Origin of the sequence: Streptomyces sp. NPDC126510 (genome assembly GCF_040302345.1) — a bacterium.
Taxonomy (GTDB): Bacteria; Actinomycetota; Actinomycetes; order Streptomycetales; family Streptomycetaceae; genus Streptomyces.
Genome location: NZ_JBEORR010000010.1, coordinates 32,725 through 47,515 on the forward strand (window position 1 = coordinate 32,725; position 14,791 = coordinate 47,515).

A 14,791-nucleotide genomic window follows, 5' to 3' on the forward strand; every position below is an offset into this window, starting at 1 on the left:
CGCATGCTGCCACGTGGGTCCGGGGCGCGTCTCCTCCGGTCACACGGCATCCCGGCCGGTCACAACACGGCCACGTGCCCCGCATGTCACCCTCGCGGGACGCATGATGTCCTGTCAGCACACAGCACCCGGGGGGGGACCATGCGCACGCGGCCGACACTCACGGCAGTGACCACGCTGCTGCTCATCACGCTCACCGCCTGCGGAGGTACCGAAGCCAAGGCAGACCCGCAGGCTTGCGAGAAGGGCCTCTTCGAGCAGTACAGAGACACGGTCGCGGCAGGCGGCGACGCGCCCGAGAGCAAGAAGCCCGCAGCCTGTGACGGCGTCGACGACAAGACGCTGGAGCGCCTCGCGGGTCAAGCGATCAAGGAGTACCTGGCGAGCGACGATGCCGAGAAGGTCGTCGACGATGTGGTGGAGGACGCCATCGACGACGTCCCGTGGGAAGAGGTGAAGCCGACCCCGGACGTCTCGGACCTCGGCAAGGAGTTCGACGACGCCAGGAAGAAGCTGGACGACCTGATGAAGGAGACCGACGGGGCTCGGACGCCGTAGTACCCGAGTACGCGGTCCGCTGGGACGGACGGACACGGCGGGAACGTGGTGAACGCCCCACCGCTGCGACGACATCCGTCGTCCAGGAGCTGCTCGCCGGACGCCGGGCCATCGCGCCGACGAGCTCTCGGGCCGACTTCCACCTGCGGTGGGGCGATGACGCGGCGCTACTCAGTTGATTCGCCTCGGCGGCGAGCCCGCGCCCGCTCACCTGCTCTCCGCGCCTTTCCGATGAACCGGTCCCGGCCCCATGACAGCAGGAGGGCCAGAGGTGTGGCGAGCAGACCGATCAGCAGTGCCGGACCCCAGTCCATGCCGTCTCTTCGATAGCGCATGAGCAGTACGAGAAGGGCGTAGGTCAGCACGATGATCAGTGCAGTCTTCAGCGGTCCGGGCAGTGTCATGAACCGCCATGTGCCCTAGTTGCTCGGGCACATGGCGGAATCACACACCTCACTTCTCCCCTGCTTCAGGCCGGGCCGGTGAGTGGCGTCAGGCCGGGCGGATCGCACCCTTGATCGCCGACTGACCGGCGAAGAACACCGACTCCTCACGGATGAGTGCTCCCGGACCCGGGGCGTGGATCATCATGCCGTCGCCGCTCCAGATGCCGACGTGGCCGAGGTCGTCGTGGAAGAAGACCAGGTCTCCGACCTGTGCGTCAGCGAGCGAGACCTGCACTCCCGCGCCCCACTGGGCCAGGGCGGTCCGGGGAAGCGTGACACCGGCCGTCTTCCACGCGGCCTGGGTAAGACCCGGGGCGTCGTACGATCCCGGCCCGACCGCCCCCCATACGCAGGGCCGACCGATCTGCGCGCGTGCGAAGGCGATCACCCGCTCGGCCCTGGTGCTGTGGCCGCGGTCCGGCGACGGCCAGGATCCGCCGTGGGCGCCGGGTGTGTAGGTGGTGGAGGGAGTCGCACCTGCCGTGGGGAGGTCCGGGGCCGGTGAGGCGGCACCCGGCGTCGGTGCCGCCGGGGCGAGTGCGGTGACCGGCCCGGTCGGCATGGGTGGAGCGGGAGCCGCCAGGGTCGATACGGGGGTGTCCGGCAGACCCGCGCCGTAGCTCGCGAGGGTCACCTCGGCCAGGGGACCGGAGGGGTGGTAGGCGGTGAGATCGGCTGCCGGAGCTGTGGCATACGGTGCGGTCGCGACGGCCGCCGGAGCGGCACCGTACGTCTCCGTGCCGCTTGCGGGAAGATCCGCCTGGCGAGCACCCGTGGTGGGGGCGGGGACGGCGGACAGCGCCGCGGTGGGGTCAGGCACGGCGGGCAGCACCGCGGTGGACTGGGGGCTGAACTCCGGTGCGGGCGCCGACGAGGGCTCGTACGGCGGCCACGCCGACATGCCGCCTGCGATGGCCGGCTGTGCACCGGTTCGCCAGGCACTCTCGTCCTGCCGGGTCGTGTCTGCCGCAGCCGGTGCGGCACGCTGGGCGGGGAACTCCGGCAGGAAATCGGTGGCCGGTGCCTTGGCTGATCCGCTGGTCAGCTCCAACGGAGCAGCCGCAGGTGTCGAGGGTGCTTCGAGGGCGCGGGGTTCTGTGCGACGTTCCGCCTGGCGCACGGGGCGTGCTGCCTGGGGCGCGTGGTCGGGCCGGGCCGGCAGCCTTTGGCCCGTCTGCCATGCCGGCACGGTCGGGCCCAACTTGGAGCGGGCCGCGTCGAACCACTTCCGGGCCAGGGTTCCGACCGCCGGCTCCGCGTCATTCTGGGACCGGCCACGGGCGGCCGCGTCTCGCTGTCGCGGGATGGCGGCGGCACGGGTCGCGTTGAACTTACCGGTGTCGCTCTCGGCCCGGTCGTAGAGCCTGTCGACCCACCGCCGCACCTCGTCAGGGCTCGGCCCTTCGCTCTCAGTCGCCAACGCGGGCACCAGCCAACTGCGAGAGCCGGGCATCGGCAGTGCGAGCCTTGGGGGCAGCGGAGTTGGCCCTGTCCGGGAAGTCGGTCACTCCGGGGCGCGAGGGTCGTTCAAGTGCCATGAGAAGGGCACTCCTTCCGTTCCGAGAGCACACGAAACCACCGACCTATCGGTGAGAGTTGTGCACACGGTGACCAACTTAGCTAACTTGTGCGCCTTCCGTGAAGATCGAAGAGCGAAATGCCTGATATGCCGCTGTGATCTTCGCCCCTCCCTTCGCAAACCCCGACGCAATCGAACTCATCGGCGCAGTTTCTGCGGCGCACATCGGAGGCGGGCATCAAGCGGCCGGGGCCGTGCGCGGATTGCCCGGGGGATCAGAACAGCCGCCCCTGGCAGCCTCGTCGAAGAGAGCGCGGACCGGGCCGGCTTGTGGTTGTTGACGTCGGTTCGTCGCCGAAGAGTGGAGCCGTGCCGCATTCGTCCAACTCGGCCGGGATGCGTCCGTCGACCTCCGGACGGGGCGGCGCGTCACGGTCGAAGTCGTCCGGGGTCATGCCCACCCAATCCCGGCCGCCTTGCTCACTCACTCGTCGTCACCGCCTCTCCCCCGGACTCCACTCCCGGAAAGCCTCCAGGGTCAAGTGTTCCCCACCCGTGATCAGTTCCACCATCGGGCGACTCTGAACACCGGAGTGCTCAAGTACGCCGGGACTGGTACGGCGACGAATCCGTCACGCCGCCGCCCTGGGCTCAGTGGCGCGGCATCCGCCTCTACGGCATCACCACATGGTGCGGTCTCCTCTTCAACGCGTGGAACTGAGCCCGTCCGCGCCTCCAGAACATTTGGCGGCCTTGTCCCCGCCCGTTCACCTGAAAGGGTCAGATCCGGCTCGAAGCCGGAGGCCAGGCGCATAGGCGGCCTCCGAGCGGTCAGACATTCGCCATGACCGAACCCTTACCGGCCGGCTCACTCCCCGCTGCAGGCCGCCCGCTCTCCACACCGGTCGTCTTCACCGCCGACTTCACCTCCACCACCCAATGGGTCGCGGGACGTTCATGGGCCTATCCCGGCGGAGGCCCGGTCAACCCGCGCGACGACAAGCTCGACCACCTGGTGGCCGACGCCGCATACAGCCGTTCCGGCGTCTTCCGTGCCAGACGAAGGCAGGACGGCCGGTGGAACACCGGGCTGCTCACCACCGAGGGAAGCGAGGAAGGTTTCACCGTCCGTGCCGGGGATGTGCTGGAAGCCAGAGTGCGGTTGCCGACCGAGATCGGGGCCTGGCCCGCGATCTGGACCTGGCGCGACGGCGGTCAGGAAATCGACGTCTTCGAATATCACCCGGACAACCCTGATTTGCTCGAGTTCACCAACCACGTACACGGCACCAACCGCTACCACCACGACCAGGCGATCCGTCCGGGCGCATGGGTGAACCTGCGCACCGTCTTCGGCAGCCGCTCGGTGGAGTGGTGGCTCAACGGCAGACCCGTCTTCGCCGACGGGCGAGGAGTGGGCCGGAGCTGGCATGCCTGCCTCATCGTCAACCTCTCCGTGTGCGCCGGGAGATACCACCCCGCACCGCAACCGGGAGCGACTGAGATGTCATACGAGGTGAGCCACCTGCTCGTACGGCGACCCACCACAAGCGACCAGACGCGTGAGGGCGGGTGAGGCGGCGTCCGGGAAGAAGGGTGGGCCGCCCTGGCTGCGGCACGGCCCAGCCCGAGGACCTGATCAGCCGGCCCCGCGCCACCACTGGGAGGCACACGCTGACTGCAGTTCGGCTGTACGCCTTACTTGGCGGGTGCTGTCTTCTTTCCCCTCTTCTTCTCCCGTGCTTGACCCGGCGGCACGTTGGTGGTCTTCGGCCTGTCCTTGACTACCGCGTGGGCCGCTGTCCGTTCAGGGTTGCCGGCAGTGGCGGCGCGCTGGGTACCCGGCTGCGGCTTGGCAGAGCGCGGATGAACGTCGCGCACGGGGACGGAATCCTTCAGCGGGCGCGCGGAATCGGAAGGGCTGCGCGAGGGCTGCGTCACCGACGCGGAGGGCGCGTCGTTGTCGTCGTGGCTTGCGGTGTCCGGAGGAGTGGTGGGAGCGACCGGATCCGGGGCGGACGGGGCCGCTTCGTCCGCGGCGTCGTGCTGTGACCAACCGTCGGTCACGACCAGCCCGGTGGCGAGCACTGCGGCCAGTGCGGCTGCCACCCCACGCGTTCGCAGGCGGCCACCTATGGAAGCGGAGCGGGGCATCTCCTGGAAACGTCCTGTCGAGGTACGCCTCCCGGGTGCTTGCGCAGCAGGCGGCAAGCTCCGGTGTGTACGGTCGGCGCGATCCGCGACCGTGAGGGGTACGAGGCTGCGCGCGGGCCCCGCAACGGATGCGGCAGGCACCTCTGCGCTCGTTCCGGAGAGACGGGTCAGGGCCTGTGCGCAGTCGTACGCCCCGGGACGGACGTGTTCTTCCAGGCTGGTCATGTCCCGAAGAAGGGTTGCGAAGCCGTCGGGCAGGAAGTCGGGGAGGACGGGCCGGCGGTGCAGGCGCGCTACGGCGGACTCCAGGGGGCCGCCGTCGTATTCGAGTCGGCCGGTGAGACTCTCGAGGAGGACCAGGCCGAGGGCATAGATGTCGGCGGGTCGGCCGACCGGCCGGCCCAGCACCTGCTCGGGGGAAAGATAAGCCGCCGTGCCGGTCATGGTGTCGGCGGCGGTGCGGGTGGTCGCATCCACCATCCGGGAGATGCCGAAGTCCGTCAGGTGGGCGTGGCCGGAGGAGTCCAGGAGGATGTTGGACGGCTTGACGTCCCGATGGACGATCCCCTCCTCGTGGGCATGGGCCAGAGCTTCGGCCAAGGACGCCCCGAGCGCGGCCGCAGCCTCGCACGACAAGGGGCCCTCGGCGATGCGGGACTTCAGGGTGCGTCCGTCGATCAGCTGCATGACCAGGAAGGCTTCACCGTCATCGCGTCCGGCGTCGAAGGCGGTCACCAGCCCGGGGTGCTGCAGTCGGGCGAGGATCACCGCCTCGCTCCGGAAGGCCTCCTCCGTGTCGAAGCCGGTACCGGGGCGGAAGACCTTCACGGCGACCGGCCGTCGCAACCGCAGGTCGAGCCCGCGGTACACGTCAGCCGCGCCACCCGAACCGATCCGCTCATCCAGACGGTATCGGCCCGCCAGTATCCGGGCACAGCCTCGAAAAGCCCGGGCGCCCCGCACCTCGCGCAATCCCACCTCGATCTCCCCACTCCGCGCACTCGCACCGCTCACAGGCCCGCCGTCGACGCGCCGCCGAACGCAGGTACCCATCCATCCGCCGCTTGCACAACAGTGGGGGTGTTTCGCCCCTCCAGCCCGAGGCAGGTCGAGCGCCCAGACGGGGCCGGGCAGCGCTCAGGACGACGCCGTGATCCCCACCAGCGGCGATGGCGACGCGGTGCGGTGCGGTGCCCGGCCGAACGACGTGGTCAGCTCAGCGGCTTGTCCAGGACCGCCTTGCGGTGGCTGAACGTCTCGATGGAGTACCGGCCGTGGTAGTTGCCCATGCCGCTCTCCCCCACCCCGCCGAACGGCAGGTCGGAGACGGTGAGATGGGCGAGCGGCAGGCCGTATCCGAGGCCTCCGGAGGAGGTCTCCGCGGCGATCCGGTCGCGGGTTTCACCGGACTCGCTGAAGACGTAAAGGGCGAGGGGCTTGTCGCGGTCGTTGATGAAGCCGATCGCCTCGTCGAGGCCGGAGACGGAGACGATGGGCAGGATCGGCCCGAAGATCTCCTCCTGCATCACGGGGGACTTCGGGTCGACGTCCGCGAGCACCGTGGGCGCGATGTACCTGCCGGTGCGGTCGCTGTCGCCGCCGGTCACGACTCGGCCCGAGTCGAGCAGTGCGGACAGCCGGTCGAAATGCCTCTCGTTGATGATCCGGCCGTATTCCGGCGAGGCGGCCGGGTCCGCCCCGTACAGGGCGTCGACGGCGCGGACGAGGGCCTTCTCCAGGGCGGCTGCGGTCTCCGGGGTGGTGAGGACGTAGTCGGGTGCCACGCAGGTCTGCCCGGCGTTGATGAACTTGCCGCGGGCCAGCCGGTCGGCGACCACGTCGAGGTCGGCGTCGAGGTCGACGAACACCGGACTCTTGCCGCCGAGTTCCAGGGTGACCGGGGTGAGGTGCTCGGCTGCGGCGCGCATCACGATGCGGCCGACGGTGCCGTTGCCGGTGTAGAAGACGTGGTCGAACCGCTCCGCCAGCAGGGCCGTGGTCTCCGGGACGCCACCCTCGACGACGGCGACCGCGTCGTTGTCGAGGTAGGCGGGGAGGAGCTCTGCCAGTGCGGCGGAGGTGGCCGGGGCCAGCTCGCTCGGCTTGGCCACGACCGCGTTCCCGGAGGCGAGCGCGCCGACCACCGGGGCGAGCAGCAACTGGGCCGGGTAGTTCCACGGGGCGATGACGAGTACGACGCCGAGGGGGTCGTACCGCGTCCAGGCGGTCGTGTCGGCGCCGAGGTGCGCGGGGACGGGAGCGGGCTCGGGGCGCAGCCACCCCTCGAGGTGGTCCAGGGTGTGGTCGATCTCCCGGATGGTGAAGTCGATCTCGGTGCGGTAGGCCTCGGTGCTGCTCTTGCCGAGGTCGGCGTGGAGGGCGGCGGCGAGGTCGGCGCCCCGCTCGGTGAGCATCGCCCGCATGCGGCGCAGCTGGCCCGTGCGCCATTCCACGGGCTTGGTGCGTCCCGTGCGATAGGTGGCGCGCAGCCGGGCCACTACGTCGGCGGGCTTCTCGGGTGTGTGGTGGCTCATGGCGCCTCTCCGGTGAGCGCCGGGTGGTCGCCCGCCCGGCGCGGAAACTCGATCAGATGTATATGCCAACCTTTCTTGTGCTCCGACGCATCCCGGCAACACGTTTTCGTGACGAGGCTCACGGGCCGGCCGTGATCACCGGCACGCGGATCCGGAGTCACGCCGGGCGCGGTCGGGCCGTGCGGCCTTCCGTACCGGCGCGGGCGAGCACTGCCGCGGTACGGCCCGCGATGTGAACCGCCCAGTCCAGGATCTGTACCGCTGCCCCTGCGGCCTCCAGGCCCTGGCAACGGGCGTGGTGTCGGTGAGCGATGCCGTCCAGGTCGAGATGGGGGCCGAAGGCGGGGTGGGCGGCGAGGCGGCGGGCGTAGCTCCACAGGTGGGGATGGTCGGCGATGCGGTGGACCGCGGCGGCGTCGAGGTGCAGGCGGTGCACGGTGTCGAGCTGCACCAGGGCGGCCCACAGTCGTACGTCGGCGGCGGTCATCTCATCCCCGAGGACGAAGTCCTGGTGGGCGAGCCGCCACTCCAGTGAGCCCAGCACGCGGAGCAGGGAGCCGAGGGCGGTGTGGCGCGCCGCGTCGTCGATGTCGGCCTGCCCGGCGACCTGTGCGGCGTCGTCGATGCGGTCCTCGCAGAGGCGTTCGACGGCTTCGATCTCCTTCTCCGCACCCTGCGGGTAGAGGAGGGGCCGGTCCTGGGCGTCACCGCCGAAGTGACGGGCCAGGTCCCGGAGGATGTGTGAGGCGTGCGTGGTGACGATCCGGCCTGTCCAGCCGTCGCTCAGCACCGGCGCCACGGCCGGTCCGGGGTGCCGATGTGAGCTGGCCTCGTACAAGGCGTGCAGCGCGGAGTGTCCGCCGTCGGGCCTGTCGGGGACCGCCGGCAACAGGACGACCGGGAGTGTGTCCTCCAGACCGAGCAGGCTGTGGGTGATGGCGATCTGCAGACAGTTCGGGCAGGACAGCGAAAGGTGCAGGCGGTAGCGGCGCGGCACGGCGTAGTAGCCGCTGTTCGCGTCGCAGCCGATCCTGCCTCGGAACGACCGCGAGGAGGGGGAGGACGGCACGGTGGTCAGGGGCGTGGACGGCATGTGTCTCCCTGGGTCCGGGATCCGGCTGCTGGCTCTGGGAGGTGCGGCGGGCGGCGCACGCACCCAATGGGCGCGCGGGGGCATGGGCGCACATCCGCACGCGGCGGAGCGCGGTGCCTCTGGGCACCCCGGTTTCAGCGCAGAAGGCTCGCGGCGCTGCAGACCCGCAGGAGATCGATGTGCCGGCGGGAAGTCAGGAGGAGGGAAGACCGGCCGACCCGCGGGGCGCGGTCGGCGGTCGGCTCCGGACGCTCCATCATTTCCTACCCATGCACTAGGGAAGTCTCCTTTGGAGTGTCAGGGGCCTTTCCCGCCACGTCAAGAGGAGGTGCCGATGTTCCGTCCGGGGTCCGAGACGCAGGGCGTCCCCCCGGTCTCGCCGTCGCGCGGGATGCTCAGTCGAGGCAGAACTCGTTGCCCTCGATGTCCTGCATCAGGATGCACGACTCGTTCTCCTCGTCGGCGACCATCGTCCGTACGTGCACCGCGCCGAGCGCGATCAGTCGTGCGCACTCGGCCTCCAGTGTGGCGAGGCGCTCATCTCCTACGAGCCCCGTGCCGGCTCGCACGTCGAGGTGTACGCGATTCTTGACGACCTTCCCCTCGGGAACGCGCTGGAAGAGCAGGCGCGGGCCCACGCCCGAGGGATCGCTGCACGCGAAGTACACGACCTGTTCCTCGGGCGGCAGCGAGCGGTGGTAGTCCTCCCACGTGGCGAACCCCTGCGGGACCGGCGGTACGACGTACCCCAGCACCTCACACCAGAAGCCGGCGAGGCGCGCGGGCTCCGCACAGTCGAAGGTGACCTGGAACTGCCTGATCGATGACATCGGCGCACCATAGCAAGGGACTCGGTTGCTCATCTCCCGGCCTGGGCAGGAGGGTTGGGCAGACCGCTGCCCTCTCCCTCCAGGGCGACGGCGAGATGCAGTGTGGATGAAGCAGTCGAGGACACGAGGGGCCTTCCTGCAGGGGTTTGCCTACGGGTATGTCCTGGGCAGCCCGGTCGGGCGGATCTCCGGCTTCAGGACCTTCGCGTACGGCGGTCGGGTACGACACCTGCGCGGGCGCAGGCCAACTGGCCCGCGTACAGGGAGAAATGGCCGGACGACACCGGCGGATCAGGTGACGCGGAGGACGTGCCGTGTCCGTCCGGGAACGCCGTGTGCCGGGAAGCGGTGAGAGCGCGAGGCGGAGAGTCGGTTCGGGAGGAACTCACCGAGCGCGGGAAAGGCCGGTCGGACAGCGCGCTGCCGGGTCAGGCGCAACACGCCGCGGACCACACCCGACCGAAGTCGATGTGGCCACGCGCGACCAGGCGTTGCTGCGCGTTCATGGGGTCAGTCGGGCAACACACCGTGCTGCTCGTCAAGGAGCGCCCGGATGCCGGACCTCATGACGCGAAGGCCGTCCGGCTACCCCCGTTGAACGGGACGCCGATCTCGTTTCTTGAGCGACCGATCCAGATAGGTTACGGTGGGACCATGGCAAGGACCCGGGAATTCGACACCGAGGCGGCGGTGAGCCGCGCCATGGACCTGTTCTGGACGCGCGGCTACGAGGCGACCTCGGTGCGCGACCTGACCCAGCACCTGGGGATCGGGCAGGGGTCCCTGTACGCCGCGTTCGGCGACAAGGACGGTCTGTACCGGGCCGCACTGGAGCACTACCGCACCACCCTCGCGGCGGCCGCCCTGCGCAGCCTGAAGGAAGGGGCGGACGCCCGCGCGGCGATCCGTGCGCTGCTGACGGAGCGGATCCGCATCGCCGTCAGGAGAGACGGCCAGGGCTGCCTGGCCGTCAACGCCGTCTGCGAGCGGCTGCCGCAGGACGCGGCGACCCGCCGCACCGTGCGCGACATGCAGGACGCCGGCCGGGAAGCACTCACCGAGGTGCTGCGTGCCGGGATGGAGCGGGGTGAGGTCGCGGCGCGGCACGACCCGCACACGGTCGCCGCGTTCCTGGTCACCTTCCTCAACGGACTACTGGTCTCCGCGAAGGTGACACCGGACGCGCCCGCCCTCGAGCCCCTCGTAGAGGTCGCGCTGACCGCTCTCGACTGAGGGGCCTCGCGACCCCGGCCGGAAGTTTCCCATGCCTCGAATCTGTAACGCGCGATAAAGAATATGAGCACCCGAGACAGGGAGCACCACGTCATGATGTACGACCACACCGCAACACCCCTGCGCACCGGCCGTGCGGCCGTCAACGGAACGAGCCTGCACTTCCGGACGGCAGGGACCGGCCCGGCCCTGGTGCTGCTGCACGGTGTGCCCAAGACCGGCTACCACTGGCGCCACCTGGTCCCGAAGCTGACGCCTCATCACACCGTCGTCGTGCCCGACCTGCGCGGTCTCGGCGACTCCGCCCGCCCCGCGGACGGTTACGACTCCGCGACGATGAGCGATGACATCGCCGAGCTGATGGCTCGTCTCGGACACGAGACGTACGCCGTGATCGGCGAGGACTGGGGCGCGGTGATTGGCTATCAGCTCGCAGCCCGCCACCGCGACCACGCCACCTCCCTGGTCTTCGCCGAGGCCCTGTTCCCCGGCTTCGGCTTCGAGGACCACACGGCCCTCACCCCCGAGAACGTCTCCAGCGGCATGCACCTGTGGCACCTCGGCTTCTACTTCCAGCCCGACGTCCCCGAGATGCTGATCGCGGGGCACGAACGCGAACTGATCACCCACATGATCAAGAACGAGCGCAGCCACCCCGACACCGCCACCCCCGACGCCATCGAGGAGTACGTGCGCTGCTACTCCATGCCCGGGGGCATCCGCGCGATGCTCGCCGTCTACCGGGCGATGCTCACCGACGCCGAACAGAACCGGCGGGCCGCCCGGCGGAAGCTGGACATCCCCGTCCTCGCGCTCGGTGGCAACGCCTTCATCGGCGAACGCAACGAGTCCCAGGCACGGCTCGTGGCCGATGACGTCACCGGTCACGTCTTCGACGCGGGCCACGACCTCGCGGAGGAAGTACCCGACGAGATGGCCGACATCGTCCTGCCGTTCCTGGCCGCACACCGGTAGCACGCACCCGGCCGCCGGGGCCGGAAGCCTCCGGCGGCCGGCGCCGGGCACCGCGGGTGGCTTCGTCCTGACCGGTCAGGCGCTCACAGCCGTGTCGCCGTGCGGATCAGTCCCCACCGAACATACTGCTCATCCCCGGCACCCCGTCGGCGGCGCACCTGCGCGAGAACGTCGCCGGCGCGGGGCTCCCGCTCTCCGACGAGGACCTCGCCGAGTTGGACAAGATCGGCCGCTAACAGGACCTTCGCGGCGACGCATCCGAGCGCGATCAGCTGCAACCGGCTCGACGCATCACTCGCTCGCCATCTCGGCTCCTCCGCACAGACAACCCACGGACCTCCCTCTCCGTCCTTAGTGACGCGAGAGGCGCCCGGGACCGACGGGACGTCTGCGCACGGGGTTCTGAGGAGAGAATCATTGATCCGTGCCCGGCGAATATGGGTGACGGCCGTGGCGGTGCTGGCGGCCCTGGCCGGCTCGCCCGGACCGGCACAGGCCGAACAGCCGCACCACTTAGGGCTGGTCGACGCGGCGAACGACAACCCGCTTCCGCAGGGGTGGCGGATCGACGGGGAGGCCGGAGCGCGTGAGCTGGTCTGGCGTGCGCCGAACGCCATACCCATGGGGGATGCGCGGGTCGAGTTCCGTACCGAGGACCGGCTGCTCGGAGTGCCGAAGCCGGCCAGGGACGGGCGGACCTTCCGGCTCGCCCTCGGTGGAACGCGGCCCGAGCAGCTGACGGACCTGCAGGTGACGGCCGCGGGGCGGCGGCTGGACGCGGCGGCCGACGACACGCACAGGCGCGGCGCGCGCGTGGGACGGATGCCCGCGCAGGCACCGGCGAACGGCGTTGATCCGGGCAGACCCGGCTCGTACCGCACGGTCACCGGGGAGTACGACCTCGACCCGGTGCACCTGCCCGGGTACGCCGCCCCGGTGGAGATGACCGCCAAGGTGGTGGCGCCGAAGGGTGTCACCGGCAGCCGGCCGCTGGCACTGTTCCTGCACGGCCGACACGACACCTGCTACAAGCCGGGCTCCGAGGACGACGTGACCGGCGACTGGCCCTGCGCGAGCGGCTACAAGCCGATTCCGAGCTACCGGGGCTATCTGCGCGACCAGCGACTGCTGGCCTCCCAGGGCTATCTGACGGTGTCGATCTCGGCGAACGGCATCAACGCCCAGGACGACACCGAGGACGCAGGCGCGCAGGCACGTTCCTCGTTGGTGCGGAAGCACCTCGCCCGCTGGGCCGCCTGGGCCGCCCATCGCTCCTCCGCTCCGGCCGTGGTACGCGAGGGGCCGAAGGCAGACCTGTCCCGGGTCCTGCTCGTCGGCCACTCGCGCGGCGGCGAGGGCGTCAACCGGGCCGCCATGGACAGCCTCTACCCGCCGCCGGCCGCCGAGGACGGCTACCGGGGCCCGGTCCGCTGGAAGGTGCGCGGGACCGTGCTCATCGCACCGACGATCTTCGGGCAGAATCCGGTCGCCGACGTGCCGTCCGTGACGCTGCTGCCGGGCTGCGACGGCGACGTGTCGGACCTGCAGGGCGAGGACTTCGTCGACGGGACGCGCGGGATCAGCCGGGGCACGGCACTGCACAGCGCGGTCTACATGGTCGGAGCCAACCACAACTACTTCAACAGCGAGTGGACCCCGGGCGAGGCCGTCGCACCGGCCCGGGACGACTTCAGATCGGACCCGGATCAGCCGGACCCGGTGTGCACACCGGGTGCCGCGACCCGGCTGACCGCCGCCCGGCAGCACAAGGCGGGCGCCACCTACATCGCCGCCGCGGCCCGGCTCTTCCTCGCCGGCGACGACCGGGTGCGTCCGCTGCTCGACGGTTCCGGCAAGCGGGCCCCGTCCGCGGACCCGGCCCGGGTGCTGACCCACGCGGTCGGCGGCCGTCGCAGCGGTGGGTTCCTGCCGGACGGCGGGGCGAAGGTGACCGGCGCGCGGGTGTGTTCGGCGATCGATCCCGACCCGGCCGTGGCCTGTATGGATCCGGAGACCCTCGGATCGTCACCGCACTTCGCGTCGTGGGAGACGGACCAGGAGTCCGGCCGCAGCGCGGTGGACCTGAAGTGGTCCGCGCCGGGCAGGGCCGCGCGCATCACTCCGGCCGAGCCGCTGTCCCTGAGCGGGTCGCAGAAGCTCGCGCTCCGGGTCTTCGTGCCGCCGAACACCACCGGCACGAAGTTCGACGTGTCCGTCACCGACTCCCGGAACCGCACGGCCACGCTCGGTCGGGTCGCGGTGGCAGGGCTGCCGGGCTCCGCCGATACCGCGTCCTACTGGGCACAGGAGCTGCGCGTCCCGCTGTCGGCCGCGACCCGGGCCGGGCTCGATCTCAAGCATGTCAAGTCCCTTGCCCTGACGCCCCGTTCGCGGTCCGGGCGGGCCTGGCTGATGGACGCCTGGGGCTGGGCCCCCGGCACTCCGGCGGTGAAGGCGGCCGCACTGCCGCGGGTCGACGTGGGCCGCACGATCGTCAGGGAGGGCGACTCGGGCACCCGCACCTACCGGATCCCGGTCGAGGTCTCCGGGCACGGCAGCGGGCAGGTCCGCCTGTACGTCCTCGATCCGGACGGCGAGCGGGCCGAGAACCGCCTCGTGACGGTACAGCCCGGCAGCGGCGCGGTCGACATCCCGGTCGAGGTGAAGGGCGACACCGTCTACGGCGACGACGTGGAGCACGATGTCGCCGTAAAGGCCGTCCGGGGCGCCGTCGTCGGCAAGCACAGGGGCGGGCTCACCGTCGAGAACGACGATCCCGAGCCGGAGATCACCCTGTCGCCGGTCGCGGACCGGGTGACCGAGGGAGAGGCGCTGACCTGGCGGTTGTCCGTGGACGTGCCCGCGGCGGTGGACCTCTGGCAGCCGGTGCGGGTGCTGCCGGTCACCGACGGCACCGAACTCTCCACCAAGGACGTGGACCCGCAGTGGCTCAAGGAGTCGTCCGGGGATGTGCCCGACCCCGAGCGGCCGCTGTCCGGCGCGCATCTGTGGGTGTGGGTGACCATTCCGGCGGGGAGCACCGGCGTCGACTTCGTCGTGCCGACCGTCCGGGACATGGTGGCCGAACCGGCCGAGTCCACGCGCCTCGCACTGACCGACCGCCGGGCCGAGCCGCTGCCCGGCAGGCCGGTGCTGAGAGGGACGGTGCTCGACAAGCCCTGAGCCCGGGCCGATGCCGAAGCTCGATGGACGAGGCATCGTGAGCACCACCTTGCGCGGGGTCCGGTCCATCCGGGCCCCGCGCTGCACGAGGACGCCTCGAGTCAGTCGGCCGGCCGCGTACCACGCGCCGCCGCGCGGAACTCCTGCGACGCACGGCCGTCGCGCTTGCGGAAGAACTTGGCGAAGTCGCCCGGGTCCCGCAAGCCCAGCCGGCCGGCGATGTCCGCCGAGGTGGCGCCGGTGTGCACCAGGAGGCGCTTGGCTTC

At 70.7% G+C, this 14,791-nt stretch carries 12 protein-coding genes and 1 pseudogene; 6 read left to right on the forward strand and 7 right to left on the reverse strand.

The window, feature by feature from the left end; genetic code table 11:
- Positions 1–168 precede the first annotated feature (168 nt).
- Positions 169–558, forward strand: a complete 390-nt coding sequence (locus ABTX60_RS15865) for a hypothetical protein (protein ID WP_352097622.1) — start codon at positions 169–171, stop codon at positions 556–558.
- A 167-nt stretch (positions 559–725) separates the two neighbouring features.
- Here the strand turns inward: ABTX60_RS15865 and ABTX60_RS15870 are convergent, their stop codons facing one another.
- A complete protein-coding gene (locus ABTX60_RS15870) occupies positions 726–962 on the reverse strand; it encodes a hypothetical protein (RefSeq protein WP_352097623.1) in 237 nt (78 codons plus the stop codon).
- 88 nt (positions 963–1,050) lie between these two features.
- Complete coding sequence (locus ABTX60_RS15875) at positions 1,051–2,424, reverse strand: C40 family peptidase (RefSeq protein ID WP_352097624.1); 1,374 nt, start codon at positions 2,422–2,424, stop codon at positions 1,051–1,053.
- Positions 2,425–3,367: 943 nt separating this feature from the next.
- On the opposite strand from ABTX60_RS15875, the gene ABTX60_RS15880 reads away from it, so the two are divergent.
- A complete protein-coding gene (locus ABTX60_RS15880; protein WP_352097625.1) occupies positions 3,368–4,099 on the forward strand; it encodes a LamG domain-containing protein in 732 nt (243 codons plus the stop codon).
- A gap of 122 nt (positions 4,100–4,221) precedes the next feature.
- Here ABTX60_RS15880 and ABTX60_RS15885 read toward each other — a convergent pair whose 3' ends face one another.
- From ABTX60_RS15885 to ABTX60_RS15900, 4 genes are all read right to left on the reverse strand, one after another.
- Positions 4,222–5,691, reverse strand: a complete 1,470-nt coding sequence (locus ABTX60_RS15885; RefSeq protein ID WP_502992328.1) for a serine/threonine-protein kinase — start codon at positions 5,689–5,691, stop codon at positions 4,222–4,224.
- 197 nt (positions 5,692–5,888) lie between these two features.
- Positions 5,889–7,211: an aldehyde dehydrogenase family protein gene (locus tag ABTX60_RS15890; protein WP_352097627.1), complete on the reverse strand. Its 1,323-nt coding sequence runs from the start codon at positions 7,209–7,211 to the stop codon at positions 5,889–5,891.
- Between the two features lie 157 nt (positions 7,212–7,368).
- Positions 7,369–8,304, reverse strand: a complete 936-nt coding sequence (locus ABTX60_RS15895) for a glutathione S-transferase C-terminal domain-containing protein (RefSeq protein ID WP_352097628.1) — start codon at positions 8,302–8,304, stop codon at positions 7,369–7,371.
- Between the two features lie 395 nt (positions 8,305–8,699).
- Complete coding sequence (locus tag ABTX60_RS15900; RefSeq protein ID WP_352097629.1) at positions 8,700–9,134, reverse strand: VOC family protein; 435 nt, start codon at positions 9,132–9,134, stop codon at positions 8,700–8,702.
- A 654-nt stretch (positions 9,135–9,788) separates the two neighbouring features.
- Between ABTX60_RS15900 and ABTX60_RS15905 the strand changes: the two genes are divergently transcribed.
- The 4 genes and pseudogenes from ABTX60_RS15905 to ABTX60_RS15920 all read left to right on the forward strand — a co-directional run bounded on the left by ABTX60_RS15905 (position 9,789) and on the right by ABTX60_RS15920 (position 14,525).
- The gene (locus ABTX60_RS15905; protein ID WP_352097630.1) at positions 9,789–10,367 is read left to right on the forward strand and encodes a TetR/AcrR family transcriptional regulator; all 579 of its coding nucleotides are present in this window, start codon (positions 9,789–9,791) and stop codon (positions 10,365–10,367) included.
- Between the two features lie 93 nt (positions 10,368–10,460).
- Positions 10,461–11,342, forward strand: a complete 882-nt coding sequence (locus ABTX60_RS15910; protein WP_352097858.1) for an alpha/beta fold hydrolase — start codon at positions 10,461–10,463, stop codon at positions 11,340–11,342.
- 107 nt (positions 11,343–11,449) lie between these two features.
- Positions 11,450–11,578 (forward strand): annotated as a pseudogene (locus ABTX60_RS15915) (oxidoreductase); the annotation flags it as partial.
- Positions 11,579–11,759: 181 nt separating this feature from the next.
- On the forward strand, positions 11,760–14,525 hold the full coding sequence (locus tag ABTX60_RS15920; RefSeq protein ID WP_352097631.1) for a hypothetical protein: 2,766 nt from the start codon (positions 11,760–11,762) through the stop codon (positions 14,523–14,525).
- Positions 14,526–14,626: 101 nt separating this feature from the next.
- On the opposite strand, the gene ABTX60_RS15925 is transcribed toward ABTX60_RS15920, so the two are convergent.
- On the reverse strand, positions 14,627–14,773 hold the full coding sequence (locus ABTX60_RS15925; protein ID WP_352097632.1) for a hypothetical protein: 147 nt from the start codon (positions 14,771–14,773) through the stop codon (positions 14,627–14,629).
- Between the last annotated feature and the right edge of the window lie 18 nt (positions 14,774–14,791).